We start from the raw sequence: 21,481 nt of genomic DNA, 5'->3' as shown, positions 1-21,481 counted from the left end.
GAGACGCTTGATGTCCCACTTGTGGTTCATAAAATCTACCGCCAGCCAGTCGAGCAGCTCAGGATGCGTGGGCAGTTCGCCCTGCATACCAAAATCACCCGAGGTTTTCACGATACCCCGGCCAAAGACTTCCTGCCAGATCTGGTTTACAAAAACACGGGATGTCAGCGGGTTTTGTTTATCAAACAGCCACTGGGTCAGGCCCAGTCTGTTTTTGGGGTATTTATCACTAAAACTTAAAAGAGACTTAGGTGTTCCGGCGCTAACCTCATCACCATGTGCATCATAGCCGCCTCTTTTGAGGATGTAGGTTTTTCTTACGGTATCCTGATCACCCATCACAGAAACGATCAGCCTGTTGGTATCCTGTTTATTGACAAAGGTCAGGATGTTCTTTACATCCTCATTGCTGATCTCCATGAGCGGCTTCTTCGCGTAAGTTTCCGGTCCGCCCACTACACCTTCGATCCCTACTTCCTTAACATTGTTAAAAAAAGCAAATACCTGGTAATACTCCTTCTGAGAAAAAGGATCGTATTTATGGTCGTGGCAATGCGCACATTCCAGGGTCACCCCGATAATGGCCTTACCAAAAGTATTGGTGCGGTCGGTCACGTACTCTACCCGGTATTCTTCATCCACCACCCCACCTTCCTCAGTGATTTTATGATTTCTGTTGAAACCGGTGGCCAGTAATTGTTCCTTGCTGAAATTCGGCATCAAATCGCCGGCCAGCTGCCATGTAATAAACTGATCATAAGACATATTTTTATTAAAGGCATGGATCACCCAATCCCTCCATGGCCATTGCGAACGATAATTATCGTCCTGATATCCGTGAGAATCGGCAAATCTTGCAATATCCAGCCAGTGCAAAGCCATCTTCTCCCCGTAAGCAGGATTTTGAAGCAGCTGGTCCACCATTTTCTCATAGGCATTGCTGCTGTTATCGGCCATAAACTGGTCCATCATGGCTAAAGTTGGCGGCAGGCCGGTCAAATCAAGACTGAGCCGCTTGAGCAACCGTTCCTTATCCGCCTCCTTATTTGGCTCCAGGTGCTTTTGCTCCAATTTTTTCAGGATGAAATGATCAATCTCATTTTTTGGCCAGGTTTTATTGGCTACAGCAGGAACTGCAGGAAGTTTCGGCGGAGTAAAGGCCCAGTGCTTCTCATACTTAGCGCCCTGTTTTATCCATTTCTCCAGGACAGAAATTTCGTATGCGGTCAATTTAAGATTAGAGGATTTTGGCGGCATCATATACGCAGAATCCTTGGAAGAGATCCTCAGGAAAACCTCCGAAGCATTTGGTTTAAAAGCAACGAGTGCGTGCGCAGAAGGGTTGTCCTTTAGTGCTTTAAAGGCTTCTTCAGCGATATCAAGTCTCAGCCCCGCCTCCCTTTTATTCGCATCCGGCCCATGACAGATAAAGCATTTATCTGATAAGATGGGTCTTACATTAAAATTATAGCTGATGCTGTCAGGCAGCTCCTCTTCGGCAACCTGGGTTGTAGTTGAATTGTTGTTACATGCCTGTATGGCATATACAATAGTCAAAAACGTCAGCATTAAATAAACAAGCCTCCGGTTCATACAGTAATTATTGGTTTCATGTGTGGGCCGACCTGCGTCTGCCGTTATAAATTTAGGATAAACTATCCGGAATCGCAACGAATTTTTAAGATAATTGTCAATTTGTATGAACATATGAACATAACACCTTTCAAATCCCTGTCTGGCCATTATGATAGGATCATATTTTTTTAATTATTACTTTGCCTTATCTCAAAAATTACAGTTTAAAAGACAAAAAATATGAATGAGGAATACCTGGACGTGCCCCTGATTAAAAATGCCGATAAAAATCGTTTCGAATTGATCACCGGTACTTACACCACCTTTATTGAATTTAAAGAACGTGGTAAAAAAATCTGGCTGATACATACAGAGGCCCCTGAAGAGTTAAAAGGCAGGGGCTCAGCTACAGCAATAGTCGAAAAAACATTTGTCTATTTAGAAGAAAACGGCTACAAAATGGTTCCGCTTTGTCCCTTTATTGCCGCCTATTTAAAGCGTCATCCTGAATGGTTAAGACTTGTAGACAAAGAATAAGTTATTCTATAGTTACCCAGCCGTAACTTTCAGGCTGGAGCGTACAGGTATAACTGACTGCGTACTCCCTGTCAAGCTGATAAACCCTGGCAGCACCACCTTTTTCACGTAAACTGGCAGTGGTTGTTAAACCTGCGTAATATAAAGGGATCTTTACAGTACGTGTGATCTTTTGCTTCAAAGGATTATACAGCATCAGCAGTCCCTTGGTTTTCAGACGCGGGTTTACATGCAGCAGTCCGTCCCAGTCCCTTCCGTCTGCCCTGCGCAAATGAATGATCTCTGAATTCAGGATGTTTCTGTATTTCTTATACCAGTCAATCACTTTGATGACCGTCCGTTTGGTAGAATCCGTATCATAGAGCCGCGGACCCCGGTAGCAGGCCTGTACCCCTGCCCCATAATATTGCACCATCAGCTGTTCATAATCTTTGAGGTGGTCCTTTAAAGGCTCGAGAACTGCTTCCTTCCCGCCCCCCTGGTACCTGGTCAGCGGGACAAAACCCCAACCCATAGAAGCGTTCTTCTCCCATGTGCCGTCGTAGATATTCTGACGGTTCAGGATCATCTGATTTTCCCTGGGCAGCGAAAAATTTACTTCGCGGTATCCGATTGCAATCTTATGCGTACCGTCCAGAAAATACCAGTCCGGCGCATTGATATAAACACCCTGTTCATTCATAGAACGGTACAGCTCTTTCTGGATCTCCATTTGCCGCCATTGAGAATCATCCAGCCCCAAGTGTCCCGGATGTGTAGTCGATGCACAGACATCACCCGGGTAAGGCCCGTCGTTTTCCCAAATGTCAAACCCTGTCTCTTTGTAAAAGTTTTTGATCCTGTCCCTGTATTCAAGTCCCCATTTACTGCCAAAGCAAGGTGCATTTCCAAAAAAAGCACCACCAGGTTTACCTGTTTTTGGATCAATCACATCATCCTGATCACTGATCTTCCTGGAACTGAACAGGGAATAGCTGCCGATGAAGATCTTTTTACTATGTGCGTAAGCGGCAATCTCTTTCCACTTCTTAATATTTGCCGCAGCCGTATCTTCTACATTGCAGTGACTGCCAAAACTCAGGATCAGGGCTTCATAGCCAGTTATGGCACACTGGTCTATCGCCGTGCGGACCTCTTCCTCGGTTTTGCTCACCAGGTGCATAAATATCGGGTTGGCCGTGGTCCAGGGTGCGATGGTCTGGTACATTTTACGTACCGCCAGTCCCCTTCTTTCCCTGTCGTAACTATCCATCAGCAACTCATATGTCCGTACCGAATTAAATACTTCTCCTTTTTTAAGCATTATACCAGGGGCCTTATCCGGATAGATCTCCAGCAGACATGGCGTCTGGTAATCATAGTTGACCTGCGAGGTATACGCAGAATCAACCTTCCAATGCGTAGTCTGATCACTCATGTCATACCGCATCGCGTTGTTAAAAGCATAATTTGTTTCAAAATAAATGCCTTGTTGTTTGCCCATCTTTTCCGCAGAACCAACGACGGCGCTTTGTTCCTCAACAAGCCCCAGTATTTCGTTGACCACACGGTCAATCTTAAAAGACCGCTCACTTTTGTTTTCAATGGTCAGGGATTTTGAGATCAACGGGATTCCGTCATAAATTTCGTAATTCACAGTGACCATTAATCCTTCAAGTTCAGCAGCACCGGGGCGGAAATGAAAGGAAAGCCGCTGACCGGTAGCCTGCTTGTGGTTGGTAGCCCAAAACTTGCTTTTCCAATTGATGTACGGGATTATAGCCGTGATTTCGAAATTGGTCAATTGAAAATCGGTCTTGCCCGCGGTAAACTGGTTCAGCCATTCCCGTCTCAGATAAGCATTTTCCTTCTGGCCATGCAGCCCGCCTATAGGATAGTTCCTGCCATTTATAGTCAGTCTGGCTTCGGGCTTGAGGGCGCGAAGCAGTTGCTGACCGCTGCCCAAATTGAGATAGTCTATGCAAACCAGGTTAGGACTTAGTTTAAATGTCCTCCTGACCAGGCCGTTTTCCAGCATTACCTCATCCTGATTACCGGATTTCGTTACCCGGGCGTCGTAACCCGCAGGATTGATCAGCCAGTCTGACTTTACAACGTTTTTCTTTTGAGCCTGTATACCAATGGCAGCCAGCAGCAGGAGTCCTGTAAAAAGGCTTTTCATCTGGTACCAAAAACTTTATCCCATATACCCGAAGTAACACCATATTTTTTGGTGGAATCATCATAATGATGCAACATGTGCTGCTGCTTCAGTTTCTTCCAGAATGCGTTCTTAAACTGAGCATGGTGCAGCATATAATGGGTCATATCATAGAAAACGTAGCCCACAATAAATCCGGCAAAAAAGCCATCCAGCAAGGCCGGTGCCAGCGTACATTTAAACAGCAGGTAGAATGCCAGGGCCAGGGGAATGCTCGCAGAAGGCGGCATTACCAAACGTTTTGCATCATTTGGATAATCGTGATGGACTCCATGAAATATAAAATGAATTCTTTTCCCCCATTCAGACTTAGGATAGAAGTGAAACACAAACCGATGCATGATGTATTCCGTCAATGTCCAGACAAACAACCCCAGCAGCAAATAACCCGTAAACAACACCGGTCCGTTCATCGCTGCAGATTCCCAGCAGAAATAACCAATTACCGGGACAAAAACGATCAGCGGAATAAAATAAGGCACCTTAGACAAACCCTCTAAAAGCGGGTTCTTAAACATCCTGATAGATTCGCTGGAATTAGATATAAAATTCTTCTTCATCACTTAAACATTTGGTGCATCTTAAACGGGAATCTAAAGTACGGGTTTTCCCTTTTTTCTTTGTTATTGAGGATTTGTTTTTTGCGCTTATGAAAATTCCATGACCGTATTTAATACCTCAGTTTCATTGCAACATAGGGATACCAGCCTTCATTGGAATATCCCGCTACCGCACGGATCACCACCAGCGATGCAGGCGCAAAATATATGCCAGCGCCGTATCCCTGGTGCCAAACGTCCGAACGCTCTCTTTTTTTCCAGACCCTGCCTACATCATGAAAACCTACAAGACCAAACTCACCGGGTAATATATAGTTGACAAAATTTGCTACTTTAAGCCGCATTTCCAAGTTATTATACAAACTATGCTGTCCGCCAAACCTGAATTCACGATAACCCAGCAGATTGCCCTGCCCGCCCAGAAACTGCGACTGGTAAAAGGCCTGCTTGCCAATAGTGATGCCGCCACCAACTCTGTCACTGATCACCAAATGATCTTTCTTGTCCAGACTTTTATAAAAAGCAACACTCCCGGTAAATTGTGCGATAGAATTCGAAAAAGTATTGAGTCCCTTATAGGTCGAGATTTTCGCGTCAATATAGGTCCCTGATGAAGGCAAAATACTGCTTTTCCTGTTGTCATGGATAAAGTTGAGCACAGCACCAGCATAAACCTTGTCCCTGTTGATCACCGCACTGTCCGGTGAATGGAGCTCTGCGGTATTATTGATGAACCTTCCGTCGTTGTCATCCCGGCTGTACCTGTAATACTGAACAGACGGGCCCGCGCTGAGTGTCGATTTCCCAAAATGCCAGCGCAGCGCGGCGTCTGTCTGATATAAACTAAACCTTGCCCGGTAATACCTGATAAAATCACCGGTTTTATTGAAGGTGGTTTCATTGCCCAGACCATAAAAATTCTGGGAGTTCTCCGGTGCAAAGGCATTTGCCTGCAAAATGAGGTCGGCTTTTCCTAAAACTTTAAAGAGTTCGCCGGTATAACCAAACCGGAATCCTGAAGTAGCAAAAGAATGTAAAAAAGAGAAAGCATGTGTGCTGCCGAAAGGCAGCTTCCTGAACCCCGGCTGAGTGATTTTGTAAGATAAACCAAGGAGTACCCTGTCGTCGATATTATACCCTGCGTTTAGCAGCAGCATCCGGCGTGTGTAAAGATCCGTAGCTACAAAATGGGTATTGGAGGTGTCATTGTCCAGACTTTTGCTGACCAGACTCGTTTTTCCGCTAAATGAGACATTGTCATCCCTCCCAAATATTTTAACCTTACGATATGCATTTTCAATGTGATAAGCTTTTTCCCCCTCCGCGCCCACGATTTTTAACGCAATAGCCGAAGAGTTGTTGTTGAGCACCAGACTGTCATTCCCATCTTTCACATACAACCTGATCTCCTGTGTCACCTTTGGATCGAAGGTCCGGTTAAAGATCACCTCCCTCGTCTCCCCTTCTTTGGTCAGCTTGTTGATGGTGATGCTGAGCCCACCGCCCGGAGCATCTTTTACATTCAGCAGCTCGTTTTTATTGGTGGCCTGCACATCCACTATCCGGTTTACAAAACGATAGTATTGCGCCATCAGATCGGGGAGGTTTTTTCTCCGTTCCCTTAGCTGTTTCAGCAATCGGTCATGGCGCTGGGAATAACCCGGTTCCGGTAATTTTCTGAGCGCCTTTTCAAATACCTCATCAGTCATTGCCGCACAAAATTCATTGACCACCCTTGTCCATTCCTTTTCTTCTATCTGTGCAAACCATCTGGCATAAATAGCCCTGCCCTCCCAAAAAAACCAGTTGATGTCTGGAAGATTTCTTTCGTAGCCCTGTATCATAGGCAGCAGCCATGAAGACTGCGCATATCTCGGTATCACCCCTTCTGACAAATAAAAAACCTGGTCCCTGTCACGCGGTATGGCGAGGTATTTGGTATTTCCATCTGCATTCTTCTCCGGTTTCCAGCGCCACTGGTCCTCATGCCGGTCCCAGTCGCCCAGCAGTGCATCAAGCGCTTTAGCCTTTAGCAATTGCGTTCCGTCATAACCATTGTCGCTGTTGTCGTCCAGCTTTTTCATCATCTTCAATGAATTGTCTGTATCACCAACCGGTTCCCTTTCTTCCAGCAGACAAAGTGTATTGGCAAAAACATCAGAAAATTCCCCGAGTTGAGCATCAGGTAAAACCCAGCCGATCATAGGATCGGTATGCGGAACCCCTGCGGCATCGGCTATTTCAGGAACAACCAATGCTGAAAATGGATTTTGCGCCGACATGTTGTCTTTTATAGCAGTTCCGGCAAATGTTTTTCGGAATACCTCAGGCAAGAGTATCTCCGGAAACTTCTCCACACTCCGCAATACCCACTCTTTACCCTTATTGTCCACCAATCTCAGGGAATGTGACTGATTCCCGCCCCCGCGCTGGGTTGGTGTCAGTCCGCCATTGAATTCGGATATCCTGATCACAGGGACTTTGGTTTCGCTGGCATATTCCTTGCGATAATTCTCTCCGAAAAGGAAGCGGTGAAATTTACCCACACTATCGTACTTCGGATAGATCTTAACGCTAATGGAATCCTGGGCTTTTATCAGGAAATTGAACAGCAGCAGCGCAGAAGTGAGGACATATTTTAGCATAGTTTAAATATCCGAATATATTGCGGATCATTTCTTAATCTATGGTAAGATTTTTTCGGAATCACAGCTGTAATTTTGTGGTGTTAATTTAAAACAGAAAGAAAATGGCACAGACAGTATTACATCAGGCAGCAACAAGAGACAAATCTGACCATGGATGGCTGAAAAGCTTCCATACCTTTAGCTTTGGTATGCATTACAACCCGGAACGCATCAATTTTGGAGCATTAAGGGTATTGAATGATGACTGGGTAAGTGGCGGAAAAGGTTTTGGTGAACACCCCCATGACAACATGGAGATCATCTCTATACCTTTGGAAGGTTCCTTGCAGCATGAAGACAGCATGGAAAATGTTGCCGTCATCGAATCCGGAGAGATCCAGGTCATGAGCGCAGGCACCGGAATCTATCATAAAGAGTTCAACAAAGACAAAGATCAGCCCGTTCAGTTCCTGCAGATCTGGCTGTTCCCCAATCAGCGCAATGTAACACCAAGATATCAGCAGCTAAGGTACGACAGCTCAATGAAAACCAATCAGTTCAGCCAGATCTTATCTCCAAACAAAGATGATGATGGAGTGTGGATCTATCAGGACGCGTGGTTCAACATCGGCAAGTTTGACAAAACAACTCAAACAGACTATCAGTTTAAAAACAAAGGCGATGGCCTGTACGTATTTGTACTCAAAGGAGAGGTTAAAGTTGAAGGGCAGACGCTGACTGAGCGAGATGGTTTTGGAATATGGGAAACTGAAAATGTACGCATAGAAGCCGCAGCAGGCAGCCAGATACTTTTGATGGAAGTTCCTATGAACTTTTAAAATGCTTATATTACCCTATGAAACAAACTGAGATCCTAATTATTTGCACCCATCAGGAAATCCTGAATACCATTGTACGGCTCATTAATGCCAATGAGACCATGAACGGTACGGGTGCAAGTACTTTAGAGCAGGCCATCACAGTATTTAAATCTGCTTCATTTGATCTGGTGCTGATGGGCGCAGGCTTAACCAAAGAAGAAGAAACAGAGTTTGAAAATATAGTCGCCAGATCAAGATCTAAAGTACCGGTAGTACACCATTACGGAGGCGGCAGCGGTTTGCTTTTCGCAGAGATCTATGAGTGTTTGGGGAGGCAATAGCTATTTGTTCCCCATTGATGTTGCCTTGACCAGATCATAATAAAAACGTTGCAACAAACGCATATTTTTCGTAATTATAATAGCATTTGCCTTTAACCCATTTTTATAGGGAATTCGATTATTATTATTTGTGATCAAACCATTATTTAACTTGATATTCGCAAGAAAACCGCTATCTGAAGGCACATTTGAGATATATTGTAACTTACCTTCTATAAAACCGAGTTCCTGATAAGGATACGCGTCAAATCGCAATTGAACACTCAATCCCGTATCAATTTTTCCAAAGTTTTTTTGGGACAAATGCGTTTCCACATAAAAACGATTCTCAACTGGATTTACATAACCCAATATTCTTCCAGACTGCAGGTGCTTATTCTCTTGCATTGAAACAATAAAAGAAATTTTTCCTTCAATTGGGGCCTTTATTACATATTTTCTTAACCACTCACTAACTTCGCTTTTTAAAGACTGTATAGCCTGTTGAAAAATTACTTTCTGTTGAATCATATCATGATTTAGCTGTTCAATTTCCTTGGATTTATCGCGCAGCAGCGTTTCATTACCGAGAATTGAGGCTTCGAGTTGTGGAACGACCATTTCCTTATTTACATACCTGCTTTCAGCATTGCGGAATTCTTCGTTAGAAAGCACTTGTTTTTCGAATAAAGATTTATTCGCGTTAAAAGTTTCTTTAGCCAAAGATAAGTCCTTTTCTGTAAGCGATTTCTGGCTCTCTATTGTTTTTCTCATGCCATTTAAGGTGAGAATGTCCTCTTCAAGCTTTTGTTTTTTTCTTAGATAAAACCCATTAATTAAATAATCATTATAAAGTTGCCAGGATACAATAAACTGTTGATAGCGAGGCTGTATTTCACCAAGATCATTATAACTTTTATTAAATAATTTAAATACCTTTTCCGGCTTGTCGGAATTCAACCACAAGGTACTGCTGTCCAATTGTTTCGAGAGATCAATGATTTCCTCATGACTTGCAGTATTTTCAATCCAGGCTATGATTTGATTTTTTGCAACTTCTTTGTTATTATGGATAAACAGCTTAACCAATCGTCCATCCTGTATTGAAATAATTTCTTTAGGTGCATTTTCAGCAGTCAGTATAGCACGTGTCTCTATAATATCGGGATATTGTATAAACCAGGTCGAAGCCAGCAGCAACAACAATACAACCAAAAAAATAAATAATGACCATTGCTCTAACACTCCCGATTTCCTTGATATAAATTCCTGTGCTAACTCTGAACGCTGACTAACTTTGGAGGAAAGTATTCGACTTGTTAAAAATTCTTTTTCGTCAGCATTTTCTAAATGTTCGTTCATAATATTAGTCAATGTTATGTACCAAGTTCCAATTGATTTCGTACTAATTCATAATAATGACCCTTGATAGAAACTAAATGATTGTGAGAACCTTCTTCCACAATCTTTCCTTCCCTCAAAACCACTATCTTATCTGCGTCTCTGACGGTACTTAATCTGTGCGCAACAACTACAACTGTCCTGCCTTTAAAAAATTCATTTAAATTCTCTACTATTAATCTCTCATTATTGGCATCAAGTGAATTTGTTGCTTCATCAAAAAATAGATATTGGGGATCTTTATATATAGCTCTTGCAATTAACAATCTTTGTTTTTGTCCTTGACTAATCCCAGCACCATCAGCACCAAGTCTCGTATTAAATCCGTTTGGGAGGGTTTCGATAAAAGACAGAATATTAGCTATTTGACAACTTCGAATTAATTTTTCCTGATCTATATATTCATCTCCTACAACAATATTACGGGCAAAAGTATCATTAAAGATATAACCATCCTGCAAAACAGCACCACATTGTCTGCGCCAGAAGGAAGGACTTATATATTTAAAATTGCTCTCTCCCACTTTTATTTCACCTAAATATTGTTCGTAGATCTTTAATAATAATTTTAAAATTGTAGTTTTTCCACTTCCACTGACACCGACAATTGCAGTTACTTTCCCTTCCGGAATATCTAATGAAATTTCCTGAAGGACAGGATCATTGCCTGCTCCCGGATATGTAAATGATAAATTTTTTAAACTTAAGTCTTTCTGTTCGGGTAAACTCATAGAGAAATCCTTCTCATTTGGCTCCTCATCTTCTAACTCATGTATTTCGTTTAACCTTTCCATACTTATTTTGGCATCCTGTATACTTTGAGAAAGCCCTATGAACTGACTAACAGGTCCGCTTAATGATCCTATGATATACTGAACAGCTAACATAGTCCCAAATGTAAGCTGCCCTCGAACCACCATTTGAGCTACCATAAAACTAATCACTATATCTTTACCCTGATTAATAAATAATCCTCCGGCAGATTGCAGCTGACCAAAATTTAAACTCTTAAAATTAAGCTTAAAGACATTAACCTGTATATTTTCCCATTCCCATCGCTTTAGCTGTTCAGCCCCATTCAGTTTTATCTCTTGCATCCCCTGAACCAATTGTAACGTTGAATTGCTTGCTTTAGAGGAAATATCAAAACCATCATAATTAAGCTTACGTCTACCTGCCATAAATAACTGTATCCATCCAAAATATATAATGTTACCTATAGTAAATACTAAGAACAACTGTATGTTAAAAAGTATCAGGACAATAGAATAAACTAAAAAATTAAACACAGAGAATAATGTTGTCATCGTCTGTCCTGTAATAAATGCTTGTATCTGTCTATTGTCGTTAATACGCTGCAGGGTATCTCCAGTATGGTGATTGTCAAAATAAGAAATAGGCAATCTTGTCAGCTTTATTAAAAAATCCGAAAGAATAGATATGTTAATAGTATTCGAAATTGCCAGTTGCAATCGGTTTCTTATAAATCCTATAAACGTACTGCTAAAACTTAACATCAACTGAGCAATAAGAATTATAGTTATGAATTGCAGATTACGGGTGTTTATACCTGTATCTACCATGCTTTTAGTAAGAAAAGGCAGGATTAATTGAAATAGCGAAGTAATCAGCAAGGAGATAAACACAAGGAAGAGCTGACGTTTACTCGTTTTAAGATATTGGAACATTATACCCCAATTCAATTTATGCTCTTTTTCTCCTTTATCTTCATAAAAAGTAGCTGAGGGTTCCATTAATAAAACTGTACCTACACTACCACTATCCTTCAAATCATTTGAAATCCAGTATTTTAGAAATTCCTCTTTAGGATAGGAAATTATTCCGTTTGCCGGGTCAGCTATTTTAACACCTTTTTTATTTATCGAAATTAACACGACAAAATGATTTTGATTCCAATGAAGGATGGACGGAGCTGGCGCTATTAATAATTTTTCGTAACCAATTTGAGCACTTCTTGTCCTAAATCCTACTTTCTCAGCTGTTTCACTTATACCTAATAAAGAAACCCCCAGCTTGCTAAACCCTGATTTCTGCCTTAACGTATCCGCGTTATAGTGCTTTCCATAGTATTTTAAAACCATACGTAAACATGTAGGGCCGCAATCCATAGCATTCAATTGACGATAAAACGAAAAAGACATGGTTAAATATATTAGCTAATAAAAAGAAGAATATGCAATTAAATTTCCGCACAACATATTAAAAATATTTGAATTAAATTTTGTTTTAAGAATTAAATATTATATTTACAGTAATCAGCCAAATATGTTAACGCTCCTCAGTACCAAATACATAAGTTATCTTTTGGCATTTGCTACTCAGGAATATTTAAAATATAAATATTTCTTTGTATGAAACAGTTTTTATCGAGAATCTTTGAACCCAAAGAGCATGCTCCTGAAGCTGCATTCCATCTCATTAATTTACTCAACGCTAAAATTTCCTGGAGTACTATTAAACAAGAAATGCTGCAGCATCCAGATTACCCGAGTTTTCTAAGCATTAGTGATATTCTCAATAATCACAACATTGAAAATGTCGTCGCCAGATTTGATGATGAAAAACTCGTTGACCTCCCAACTCCATTTATTGCGCAAATCAAAGGAACTAAGGATATATTGCAATATACTGTTGTCAAAGAAATAAACCAAAATCAAACGCATTATTTTGACCCGGAAAAACAAAAATGGAGTAAAAACGATACCAAGTATTTTTTGAAAAACACAAATGGAATTGCGTTACTGGCGGAAGCAGATGATAACATTGTCGAAAAAAACTACAAAGAAAAAATACATGAGGAAAAAAGGGTTAAAATATCACAATATTTAATCGCTTTTAGCATACCCTTAATCTTGCTTATTTCTAGTTTGCTTGTGCTCACTGAATTTGGCATGATTAGTCTTCTCCCAATACTTTTCTCTATTGTAACGCTCGGTGGGGTTCTGGTTACGACATTATTGTTGTGGTATGAAATTGATCAAAACAATCTTCTTCTACAGCACATCTGTTCTTCTGGAAAAAAAACAAATTGCGGAGCAATCCTGAAATCGAAAGAGGCAAAGATTTTCGGTATCAGTTGGAGTGTGATTGGATTTGTTTATTTCACGGGAAGTTTAATCGCCTTATTAACATTAGGTATTACCAATACCGGGATCTTAAAAATTCTTTCATATTTAAACTTAGCAGCTGTACCCTATATTATCTACTCCATCTACTATCAATGGAAAATAGCTAAACAATGGTGTATACTTTGCCTCACAGTTCAAGTCATTCTTGCATTACAATGTACTATTGCAGTAATTGCGGGTTGGCATGGCTTTCCAATAGCCAATGATTTTTTATTAAAAATAGGTGTGCAAATTTTAACATCATTCGCAATTCCTTTTATTATTTCCAGTTTACTTCTCCCTGCATTACGAGGCGCTAAGGAGAGTAATCGTGTAACTATGGAATTACAGCGTTTGAAACATAATCCTGAAATATTTAACGCGATACTTGAGAAACAGCGTTTCATTTCAGATTACCCGGATGGACTAGGTATAATCATGGGCAACCCGAATGCAACACATAAAATTATCAAAGTATGTAATCCCTACTGCGGCCCTTGTGCTGATGCTCACAGACCAATGGACGAGCTGCTATCTATCAATCCTGATTTACAATTGCAAATTATCTTTACTGCAACAAACGACCCGACTGATAAAAGATCTCAGCCCGTTAAACACTTGCTGGCAATTGATGATAAGTTTGATAAAGAAATAATACACCAGGCTCTGGGAGACTGGTATTTAGCCGATGTTAAAGATTACGCAACCTTCTCCAATAAGTATCCAATGAATGGCGAACTAAAAAACCAGGAACACAAAATTGAGGCGATGACGGAATGGTGCAAAAAGACAGAAATTAAATTTACACCTACATTTTTTATTAATGGACATGAACTTCCAGCAAATTACAATGTGAACGATCTAAAATATTTCTTATCAATGTAATTATCCTAAGTACATACATTAGGCAACATCCGAGATACAATACGTTTAAAAATTGAAATATGAATTAACCTAAATATTAACCTTTAAACAATTTAAAATGAAAAAACTCAAATTAAAGGCGCTTAAATTTGGCGCGTCAGAAGTGCTCACAAGGTCGCAGCTGAAAAACATTATTGGCGGCGGTTATTGTTCTGAGCTTTTCTTTTGTCATCCTTGGGAGACTTGTGTCGACCACAGTTGTACAAGTGGTTCCGGATCAGGGTCTGGGTCCGGATCTGGATCTGGATCTGGATCTGGAACAGGTGGATCAGGATCCGGCGGGTGCTCAAATGGAGATGTGAGATGCGTATGTACAGCCAATGGGTTCAATGTTGACTACGGATGCCAGACACCGTATTCATGTTCAGAGACATGCACAGGCACTATGATACATGGTTAAAAGGCAATTTAGTTAAGGGCAATGTCCTTAACTAAATTTTATTGTGCACTTGATAAGTACAGAAATGAATTACAATCAAATACCAACTTATATTATAAATTTAAAAAAAAGACCAGACCGTAAGGAAAGCATTTTAAATGAATTTAAAGACAAAGAGGAGTTTGCATTAAATATCGTTGAGGCTTTCGAAGATAAATTCGGAGCGTTGGGATTATGGAATACAATTATACATATTTTGAGGAATCTGATAAATAAAGACGAGGAATTTATCATAATCGGTGAAGACGATTTAGAATTCACCAATTTTTATTCAAAAAAAATTCTCGTTGAAACGATAGATTGCGCTAAGGAAAAAAAAGCAGATATTGTTTTAGGTGGGGTGAGCTGGTTTTCCAACAGCATCAGACTATCTTCAAATTTATACTGGGTGGAAAACTTTTCCGGACTGCAGTTCACCATTATCTTTAGGAAATTCTTTGATGTTATATTAAAAGCCAGTTTGATCAATTATGAGGCTGCCGACTATAAAATAGCATCTATGACTAGTTCTGCAATGTTCGTTTATCCTTTTATAACCATTCAAAAGGAATTTGGATATTCCGATGCTACTTCTAACAATAATGAGAATGGTCGTGTCTCAGCATTATTCAACGCATCCACAAAACTTGTAGAACAGACGACAAAAATTTCTACACTCTACCTTGACAATAAACTTTCATCACTACATGGTTCAAAACCGGACCTTGAAAACATAACGATTCCGACCTATATAATTAATTTATCCCATAATAATACAAAATTCGATCTCAGGGCTGAGTTTTCAGGAAAAAATGAATTTGACTTAAAAGTCATACATAGATATAAACGAAACACAAACCTTTCCTTATGGCTAAACATAAGAAAAATTATTAAATCAGCTATCAAAAATGATGACGATGTAATAGTCATTAGTAGTGACAAGCATAAATTTACAAATGATTATTCAAAAGAATATTTACTTACAAATATAATTGAGGGGCACTATAGCGGTGCAGACTTTCTGTCTGGATATGCAAATGATTTTAACAAGATAATACCCATTGCAAAAAACAGATTCTGGATAGATCAATACCATTCCTTACAATTTCTCATCATTTACAGAAATGCGTTCCATGACATTCTTTCATTACCATACAACAAGGACATAGTCCCCAATAAAGCGATTTCCAATATGTCTCTTAGCAAAATGATATTATATCCTTTTATTTCTGAAGATAGTCCTAAAGATTCTTGTACAGAGAAATCCAACGATGTTAAATTGAGATTCAATAAAATACATCGGGCTTTTCTTAGAATTGATAAAGACAAGCTGGTTATAGCCAACGATCAAAATTCATTTGGGACTGCCGAAGTCCTGGCTGACAATTAAATGACAAAGTAACTATCAGGCAATCGACAATACAATTTTCAAAGTTACCCGTTCCGTATAAAGCTAGTTTTATGAAAATAAAAGATATTATTGGTGGATCTGACATTATGAAAATTTAGATTTAGCAACTCCAAGTAAAGAATCATCTAATGCGAAATCTAAGGGCTTAATATTGTTCCATTTCCACATCTGATTCCACAGATGTACAGCATAAGTTCTTTCATCAAATTTGAAATTGCCGCTTAAGGACAATTGCTTATAATTATCATAGTCGCTTGGACAAAATACTTCTGGAATTACAATGTAATCATCTAACTTTGCTTTAAAAATTTCATCCGCTAAAAACCCAGCTCCAATTTCCGTCCATGGAATATTAGTTACCAAACCATAATTAATTCTTTCTTTTATTCTCAATAAAATCTTCTCCCCCAAAATACTTTTCATAGGCATTTTTAGTACGGCATTGCAAATCCTGAATTGCCTTACCCCATTAAACATATAACTCTCGGTTGCAAACACATATTTGGCCTTAAAAGTAAATTTTTTAACAAAAAGCACATCACAATCGACCCACCACCCTCCCGCTTCATATAAAAGTTTTATTCTGAACCAGTCAGAAAATGTCGCGTACGAATCTCTGTTATCTTTGAATATCAATGACCTGTCTAAGATTTCATTAGCGTCCATTATTTTCACTCCTTCAGGGACATTAGTAATCTCACAGTAAGTATATAAATGAAACTCCAGGCCGTTTGCAATGAAAGAATTAATACACAGAATCTGTAAATCCCCAATGACTGGTTTGATCCACATACTTTTTACAATATTATTTACACTCATTTTATTATAATTAATATTATTATTTGAAATTTCCAGAAGAAATGTTCCGACATATTAAATATAATTTTTTTTGTGAGATTTCAAAAATGTATTGCCAATACCATCGTCGGAATACTGTTAATATATTTAATGATTTTTTATAACTTCATGATGCATTCCTGCAGTTGTCAAAATAACCCGGATTTTCATGAAAAAAAGAAAACTTCAGAACCGAAATCAATCACTATATAACTCAACAATATTTAATACTATTTATAAGAAAAACCATTGGGGTGGCAGTAAAGGAGAATTTTATTCAGGTCCAGGTTCACACAATCAATATGTCGAGGGGTATTCCAAAGCAGTTTCAGGATTCATTCTAAAAAATAATGTTCGGAATATAATAGAGATTGGATGTGGAGACTTCAACGTCAGCCAGACATTGGTAAATTTACTTAGTCAATCAAACTACAGCTATTCATATACCGGATACGATGTTGTAAAGTCTTTAATTGCGAGAAACAAGGAGATTTATAGTTCTTTTAATGTTAGTTTTAGATGTAAAGACTGCTGTACCGGTAATATAAAAGAAGGAGATCTATTGATAATTAGACAAGTTCTTCAACACTTAAACAATAAATCCATTTGGCAAGTTGTAAATAAGTTCAAAAATTACAAATACATCATTGTCACCGAACATCAGGCATCAGAGAGTTACGGAAATCTAATAACTCCAAATAAAGATATAATAACTGGCGCTTCAACAAGACTAGAGTTCAAATCCGGAGTTTATTTGGATAAAGAACCATTTAATTGCGGAATAGATTCGTTACTTTATTCTATACCTGAATACAGTTGTAGATTAGGAGCTTCAATCAATACATATTTGATAAAAGGATCAGGCATTTATTAACCACACCTTAACTTCTCCCAATGTTTAAACTGTGGTTATTATACTTGGTTAAGCCAAGTATAATAATCATTAAATGAAAACTTCTATTTCTTCTTCCAGGTAGACTCCAGCATCTTGATAAAATACCCGCCTACCACGCTCCTGGCCTGAAAACCCACCATCTTGCCCGTAGTCGTCTCATGCCAGTCGCTCAATGGAACCCTGGATGAAGTCTCCGTAGCATACTTATAAACAGGATTGATCAATGCCTGAAAATCGCTGTCATTATTTGCCAGGACCGAAGTCCAGATGATCCAGTCAGACTTCGTATAAGTCTTGCGGCTGTCCAAAGGCAATCCAAACTCATTTTGTTTAGTCAGATAATATTTAACCTCCGTATCGTAAACCTCCTGAGGAAACAAGCCCAAACCTAACAGCTTGTCCCAAACCAGATTATATTTCTGACTCCAGGTACCCTTCTTATCAAAGGTCAACGCATAATGGTCGCCATCTCTGGCCATCTCCATCCACTTCAAAGCCATGGCCTTCGCCATTTCTGTATATTTCTTAGCATCAGCCGTTTCACCCAGCTGAGCCGCCAGCTGGCCGTAACCCCCAAGCGCCACAATAGCCTTAACAGATAAATTGGAGTTTCTCGCCAGGTGACCGGCAAAATCGTCAGTACACAACTGGTTTCCCGGATCAAAGCCTTCCTTGCTCAGGTAATCAGCCCATACGCCCAGCGTTTTCCAGTGCTTTCTGGCATAATCCGCATTACCCTCAGCCCTGGCGATCGCAGCAGTCAGGATCAGCATATTGCCCGATTCCTCCACAGGCATGTCCTCACCGTAAGTTTGCCCATTGGCCAGCGGATAAGTCCCCAAATCATGTGCAGCAAAAGGCTTTTTCCATTTCCCGCTTTCGCTGTAATAAAATATGCCGTTCAGCAAACCTTTTACCAGCTCAGGATTGTAAGCCAGGAACAAGGGAGCAGAAGGATAAGTTACATCCACAGTGTATATAGAGCCATTGCTGAAGTTTTCTTTAGACATGAACAGCAAATCACCCTGCGGACTTTTCACCAGCTTATGTGCCGCTATGGCCTGCCTGTAAGCAAGCACACAAAGTTTGGCGTATTTTTCACCTCCGGCATCCAATGCAGTTTTATACATCGCCGCATCAAAAGTATTCGTGCGGGCCATCAGCTGGGCGTAATCCCCATTTGCTTTGACCAGTTCGCTGTTGAAGGATTTGGTGCCGTCACTATTCCAGTAAGCTTTCAGGTTCTGCCCAAAAAGCTGAACCGATTCCAGGTCATCGTAGCCAAGCATCACATATTGCTGCTTAGGGTTCACACCAATCTTTCCAAATCGCAGAACAGTACTTAAAGACAGTTTTGTTCCTGTCAGTGAGGTGGGCCTTTTTATTTTAGCACTGCTGTTGAAATCTGCAACCGCATTGTGCAAAGGCACCACATATTGAGTAGCGCCATTTACCATTGGCGTAGCCACATACATATAACCCCAGTCAATCCGCAGGTTATCACCTTTCTTTTGTAGTACCGGCTGTTCGGTAGTTCCCGCTTTCAATATCGATAGCGGGCCAAAATTATTGCTCTCCGCCCTCACCTCCTGAACTGGTGTATTTACCGCAACATTCGTTGATGCGTTAAAAAGCACTTCCACATGGTGTACTTTTTTATCATTTGAATTTACCTTGTAAGTGATGTAAGAAACCGGACGTGATATCAGGTTCAGATCATCCAGCAACAGCGGCGACGTGAACGTCAGCGAAAGATCGATCCCGCCCGCTTTAAACTCATACCTGGTTTGGGTCGCCGTTACATTCACACTTTTTTGCTGCGCAGCAAGAATTGGATTTACCAGAGGTGCTTTCGTTACCAATCCCGCATCCAGACCCTGGCCGCCAGCCGTATTTATGATGTGAATCGCCAAAACATTCTTTGTCTTCTTCAAGCTTTTAATCACTTCCTGCTTAACAGGAACATAAATGAATTTATTGTCAGTCCAGCCCCTGTGTTCATAGATCAGCGTGCCATTGAGGTAAACATGGATATTGTCATCATGATTAATTTTCAGGCTCAGATCCTTTAAATTCAGGCTTGCCAGGTCAAAAGAACGCCTCACCCACAGATCCTTGCTTTTCCACTCTGTTTTTGCGTGGTGCTCAGCGTCTCCAAACGGGGCAGCGCCGGATTTCCAGTCGGCATCACTATAATCAGCAGATTGCCATTCTCCCGCAGGAGCCGATTCCGTATACTTAAAATTATACGACTGATCATCCGATGACGCAAGCACATTTTTAAAGACCTGTTCCATGGCACCTAAAAAGCCATAAGACCTGCCGTCTACCTTAATCACGCCCAGCAAAGACTGGTCAGCACCGGTCCAGTGCTTAGTAACCGACTGGTTGACCTCGCCGGTATTGGACCAAATGCTAAAATAAGGATCATGTGTAATCAAGGGATAAGACGGCGCTTTTTTTTCCTGGGCGATGGCTCCGGCTCCGATCACGGAAGCAAAAAATAAAACTAAAAGTTGTTTTCTAATCATTTGTGTGGTTATAGGTTGAAAATTCATGCCCATTAAAAACCCAACTGTTTTTTGGCAGCTGGGTTCTTTTAATGCTATAAAAATACAAAATTTTACTCTTGTTTATATATTTTCATATAAGTAAGTTTCATCGTTTGATCAGGCTGTATCATCGTAGAAACGAAACCAAAAGTTACCGGCTGCGTTACCTCAACTTTGAATGGCATATACAGCAAAGGACCGGTCCCGCCGTCTTGATTGCCGAATATCTTCAGATAACCCAATACATTTGGATCTGTAGTGACTTTGTCGATATCAGGTAAAGCATCCCCTTTAGCAGCTACTAAATACGTATTGTCCTTTATCTGGTAGTCCCAATATTTCAGTTCGTAATAATATTGGCCCGCCTCAACAGGAATCAATGAAGTCTGTTCTATTTTACCGTTGTTGATATCCGGCTCACCACCCCATGATTCCAGTGACATGGAATTTCCCTGCCATTCATCCCAGCTCCCCATCCCGCCTTCTCTTTGTTTAACAGCGGCATTTACTCTCCAGTCGGCTACTATTCCCCAACGGCCGCCAAATCTTTGAGCTGTTCTGAATTTCGGTCCCACATTCAACAGATAGTTATTTATCACCTCGACAAGAGTTCCGTTACTTGATACCAGTTTGCTCACAGTTACAGTGGACCCCTTTCTTGTTTTTACAGACGCTTTAGCCGTATACAGCTTGCCTTCCTGATACTTCTTAATCGGAGACTTGTCAGTAGAGCCGGGACTGCCATCACCAAAATCCCAGGTAACACCAACAATCTCGGCTAACGAAGTGACCGTAAATTGGACCTCGTCATTGCTTTCATCTCCAAATCTTGACGCAGATACCTTCACTGCCCTGTCAGCATCAATATTAATAACTATTAATTTTCTTGCCGTAGCGCCACTTTCCGATGTAGCCTTTAGGTTGACCTCAAATCTGCCGTTAGACAAAAAGACGTGCGACGGAGAATCGTCAACCGATAGGCTGTCATCACCAAAGCGCCATTCCAGGTCTTTAAAATTGGTTGACTTGTTTTTGAAAGAAAATGTGAAAGGATCATCGCCAGGGACTACTTCATAGTCTACCAGAGGCCTCTTTTGATCGAGTACTTGTTCTTCAACGACATCATTATTATTTGAGCACGCTAAAATCCCGCAAGCACAAAACAAAACCAGAAATGGTTTGAATGCTATTTTCATAAGGGTAATTTTATATTTGGTTTAATTAATTTAGAGCAATCGCGCAAATTATTTAAACCATCTCACAACCCTTATCTCG

General features: G+C 40.3%; 15 protein-coding genes. 6 read left to right on the top strand and 9 right to left on the bottom strand.

The features are described 5' to 3' along the window. Nucleotides 1–1,593 (bottom strand): PSD1 and planctomycete cytochrome C domain-containing protein (locus VK541_RS09660; protein ID WP_324369386.1); only part of this gene is annotated, 1,593 nt, incomplete at its 3' end. 222 nt (nucleotides 1,594–1,815) lie between these two features. Between VK541_RS09660 and VK541_RS09655 the strand changes: the two genes are divergently transcribed. Further along, nucleotides 1,816–2,112 carry a GNAT family N-acetyltransferase gene (locus VK541_RS09655; protein WP_324369384.1) on the top strand — a complete coding sequence of 99 codons (297 nt, stop codon included), beginning with the start codon at nucleotides 1,816–1,818 and terminating at the stop codon, nucleotides 2,110–2,112. A 1-nt stretch (nucleotide 2,113) separates the two neighbouring features. Here the strand turns inward: VK541_RS09655 and VK541_RS09650 are convergent, their stop codons facing one another. From VK541_RS09650 to VK541_RS09640, 3 genes are all read right to left on the bottom strand, one after another. Further along, nucleotides 2,114–4,273, bottom strand: coding sequence for an alpha-galactosidase (locus tag VK541_RS09650; RefSeq protein ID WP_324369382.1), 2,160 nt, complete (start codon nucleotides 4,271–4,273; stop codon nucleotides 2,114–2,116). Further along, on the bottom strand, nucleotides 4,270–4,872 hold the full coding sequence (locus VK541_RS09645; protein ID WP_324369380.1) for a sterol desaturase family protein: 603 nt from the start codon (nucleotides 4,870–4,872) through the stop codon (nucleotides 4,270–4,272). Before VK541_RS09645 ends, VK541_RS09650 begins: the two co-directional genes overlap by 4 nt. 110 nt (nucleotides 4,873–4,982) lie before the next feature. After that, the gene (locus VK541_RS09640) at nucleotides 4,983–7,517 is read right to left on the bottom strand and encodes a BamA/TamA family outer membrane protein (RefSeq protein WP_324369378.1); all 2,535 of its coding nucleotides are present in this window, start codon (nucleotides 7,515–7,517) and stop codon (nucleotides 4,983–4,985) included. Between the two features lie 104 nt (nucleotides 7,518–7,621). On the opposite strand from VK541_RS09640, the gene VK541_RS09635 reads away from it, so the two are divergent. Next, nucleotides 7,622–8,338, top strand: a complete 717-nt coding sequence (locus tag VK541_RS09635) for a pirin family protein (RefSeq protein WP_324369376.1) — start codon at nucleotides 7,622–7,624, stop codon at nucleotides 8,336–8,338. 17 nt (nucleotides 8,339–8,355) lie between these two features. Next, nucleotides 8,356–8,661 (top strand): hypothetical protein, encoded by a 306-nt coding sequence (locus VK541_RS09630; protein WP_324369373.1) that lies wholly within the window; start codon nucleotides 8,356–8,358, stop codon nucleotides 8,659–8,661. Here VK541_RS09630 and VK541_RS09625 read toward each other — a convergent pair whose 3' ends face one another. Together VK541_RS09625 and VK541_RS09620 are read right to left on the bottom strand one after the other, a co-directional pair. Beyond that, nucleotides 8,662–10,002: an HlyD family efflux transporter periplasmic adaptor subunit gene (locus VK541_RS09625; RefSeq protein ID WP_324369371.1), complete on the bottom strand. Its 1,341-nt coding sequence runs from the start codon at nucleotides 10,000–10,002 to the stop codon at nucleotides 8,662–8,664. It abuts the gene before it with no gap. 14 nt (nucleotides 10,003–10,016) lie between these two features. After that, nucleotides 10,017–12,203: a peptidase domain-containing ABC transporter gene (locus VK541_RS09620; protein WP_324369369.1), complete on the bottom strand. Its 2,187-nt coding sequence runs from the start codon at nucleotides 12,201–12,203 to the stop codon at nucleotides 10,017–10,019. Nucleotides 12,204–12,413: 210 nt separating this feature from the next. On the opposite strand from VK541_RS09620, the gene VK541_RS09615 reads away from it, so the two are divergent. Both VK541_RS09615 and VK541_RS09610 read left to right on the top strand, forming a co-directional pair. Continuing rightward, complete coding sequence (locus tag VK541_RS09615; protein ID WP_324369367.1) at nucleotides 12,414–14,054, top strand: vitamin K epoxide reductase family protein; 1,641 nt, start codon at nucleotides 12,414–12,416, stop codon at nucleotides 14,052–14,054. Nucleotides 14,055–14,557: 503 nt separating this feature from the next. Next, nucleotides 14,558–15,901, top strand: a complete 1,344-nt coding sequence (locus VK541_RS09610) for a hypothetical protein (protein ID WP_324369366.1) — start codon at nucleotides 14,558–14,560, stop codon at nucleotides 15,899–15,901. Nucleotides 15,902–16,006: 105 nt separating this feature from the next. Here the strand turns inward: VK541_RS09610 and VK541_RS09605 are convergent, their stop codons facing one another. Then, nucleotides 16,007–16,741 carry a capsular polysaccharide synthesis protein gene (locus VK541_RS09605; RefSeq protein ID WP_324369364.1) on the bottom strand — a complete coding sequence of 245 codons (735 nt, stop codon included), beginning with the start codon at nucleotides 16,739–16,741 and terminating at the stop codon, nucleotides 16,007–16,009. A 187-nt stretch (nucleotides 16,742–16,928) separates the two neighbouring features. On the opposite strand from VK541_RS09605, the gene VK541_RS09600 reads away from it, so the two are divergent. Next, a complete protein-coding gene (locus tag VK541_RS09600; protein WP_324369362.1) occupies nucleotides 16,929–17,633 on the top strand; it encodes a class I SAM-dependent methyltransferase in 705 nt (234 codons plus the stop codon). 83 nt (nucleotides 17,634–17,716) lie between these two features. Here VK541_RS09600 and VK541_RS09595 read toward each other — a convergent pair whose 3' ends face one another. Both VK541_RS09595 and VK541_RS09590 read right to left on the bottom strand, forming a co-directional pair. Further along, on the bottom strand, nucleotides 17,717–20,185 hold the full coding sequence (locus tag VK541_RS09595; RefSeq protein WP_324369360.1) for a glutaminase family protein: 2,469 nt from the start codon (nucleotides 20,183–20,185) through the stop codon (nucleotides 17,717–17,719). Between the two features lie 92 nt (nucleotides 20,186–20,277). Continuing rightward, nucleotides 20,278–21,402: a DUF5013 domain-containing protein gene (locus tag VK541_RS09590; protein ID WP_324369358.1), complete on the bottom strand. Its 1,125-nt coding sequence runs from the start codon at nucleotides 21,400–21,402 to the stop codon at nucleotides 20,278–20,280. Nucleotides 21,403–21,481: the final 79 nt, after the last annotated feature.

Origin of the sequence: Pedobacter sp. (genome assembly GCF_035317785.1) — a bacterium.
Taxonomy (GTDB): domain Bacteria; phylum Bacteroidota; class Bacteroidia; order Sphingobacteriales; family Sphingobacteriaceae; genus Pedobacter.
The sequence above is the reverse complement of the archived record's forward strand: the minus strand, read 5'-3'. Positions and strand labels throughout refer to the sequence as shown.

Excerpts from the sequence above, each read along its gene's own strand:
- VK541_RS09655 (WP_324369384.1), top strand. The coding sequence starts at position 1,816 with ATGAATGAGGAATACCTGGACGTGCCCCTGATTAAAAATGCCGATAAA.
- VK541_RS09650 (WP_324369382.1), bottom strand. The coding sequence starts at position 4,273 with ATGAAAAGCCTTTTTACAGGACTCCTGCTGCTGGCTGCCATTGGTATA.
- VK541_RS09645 (WP_324369380.1), bottom strand. The coding sequence starts at position 4,872 with ATGAAGAAGAATTTTATATCTAATTCCAGCGAATCTATCAGGATGTTT.
- VK541_RS09640 (WP_324369378.1), bottom strand. The coding sequence starts at position 7,517 with ATGCTAAAATATGTCCTCACTTCTGCGCTGCTGCTGTTCAATTTCCTG.
- VK541_RS09635 (WP_324369376.1), top strand. The coding sequence starts at position 7,622 with ATGGCACAGACAGTATTACATCAGGCAGCAACAAGAGACAAATCTGAC.
- VK541_RS09630 (WP_324369373.1), top strand. The coding sequence starts at position 8,356 with ATGAAACAAACTGAGATCCTAATTATTTGCACCCATCAGGAAATCCTG.
- VK541_RS09625 (WP_324369371.1), bottom strand. The coding sequence starts at position 10,002 with ATGAACGAACATTTAGAAAATGCTGACGAAAAAGAATTTTTAACAAGT.
- VK541_RS09620 (WP_324369369.1), bottom strand. The coding sequence starts at position 12,203 with ATGTCTTTTTCGTTTTATCGTCAATTGAATGCTATGGATTGCGGCCCT.
- VK541_RS09615 (WP_324369367.1), top strand. The coding sequence starts at position 12,414 with ATGAAACAGTTTTTATCGAGAATCTTTGAACCCAAAGAGCATGCTCCT.
- VK541_RS09610 (WP_324369366.1), top strand. The coding sequence starts at position 14,558 with ATGAATTACAATCAAATACCAACTTATATTATAAATTTAAAAAAAAGA.
- VK541_RS09605 (WP_324369364.1), bottom strand. The coding sequence starts at position 16,741 with ATGAGTGTAAATAATATTGTAAAAAGTATGTGGATCAAACCAGTCATT.
- VK541_RS09600 (WP_324369362.1), top strand. The coding sequence starts at position 16,929 with ATGAAAAAAAGAAAACTTCAGAACCGAAATCAATCACTATATAACTCA.
- VK541_RS09595 (WP_324369360.1), bottom strand. The coding sequence starts at position 20,185 with ATGATTAGAAAACAACTTTTAGTTTTATTTTTTGCTTCCGTGATCGGA.
- VK541_RS09590 (WP_324369358.1), bottom strand. The coding sequence starts at position 21,402 with ATGAAAATAGCATTCAAACCATTTCTGGTTTTGTTTTGTGCTTGCGGG.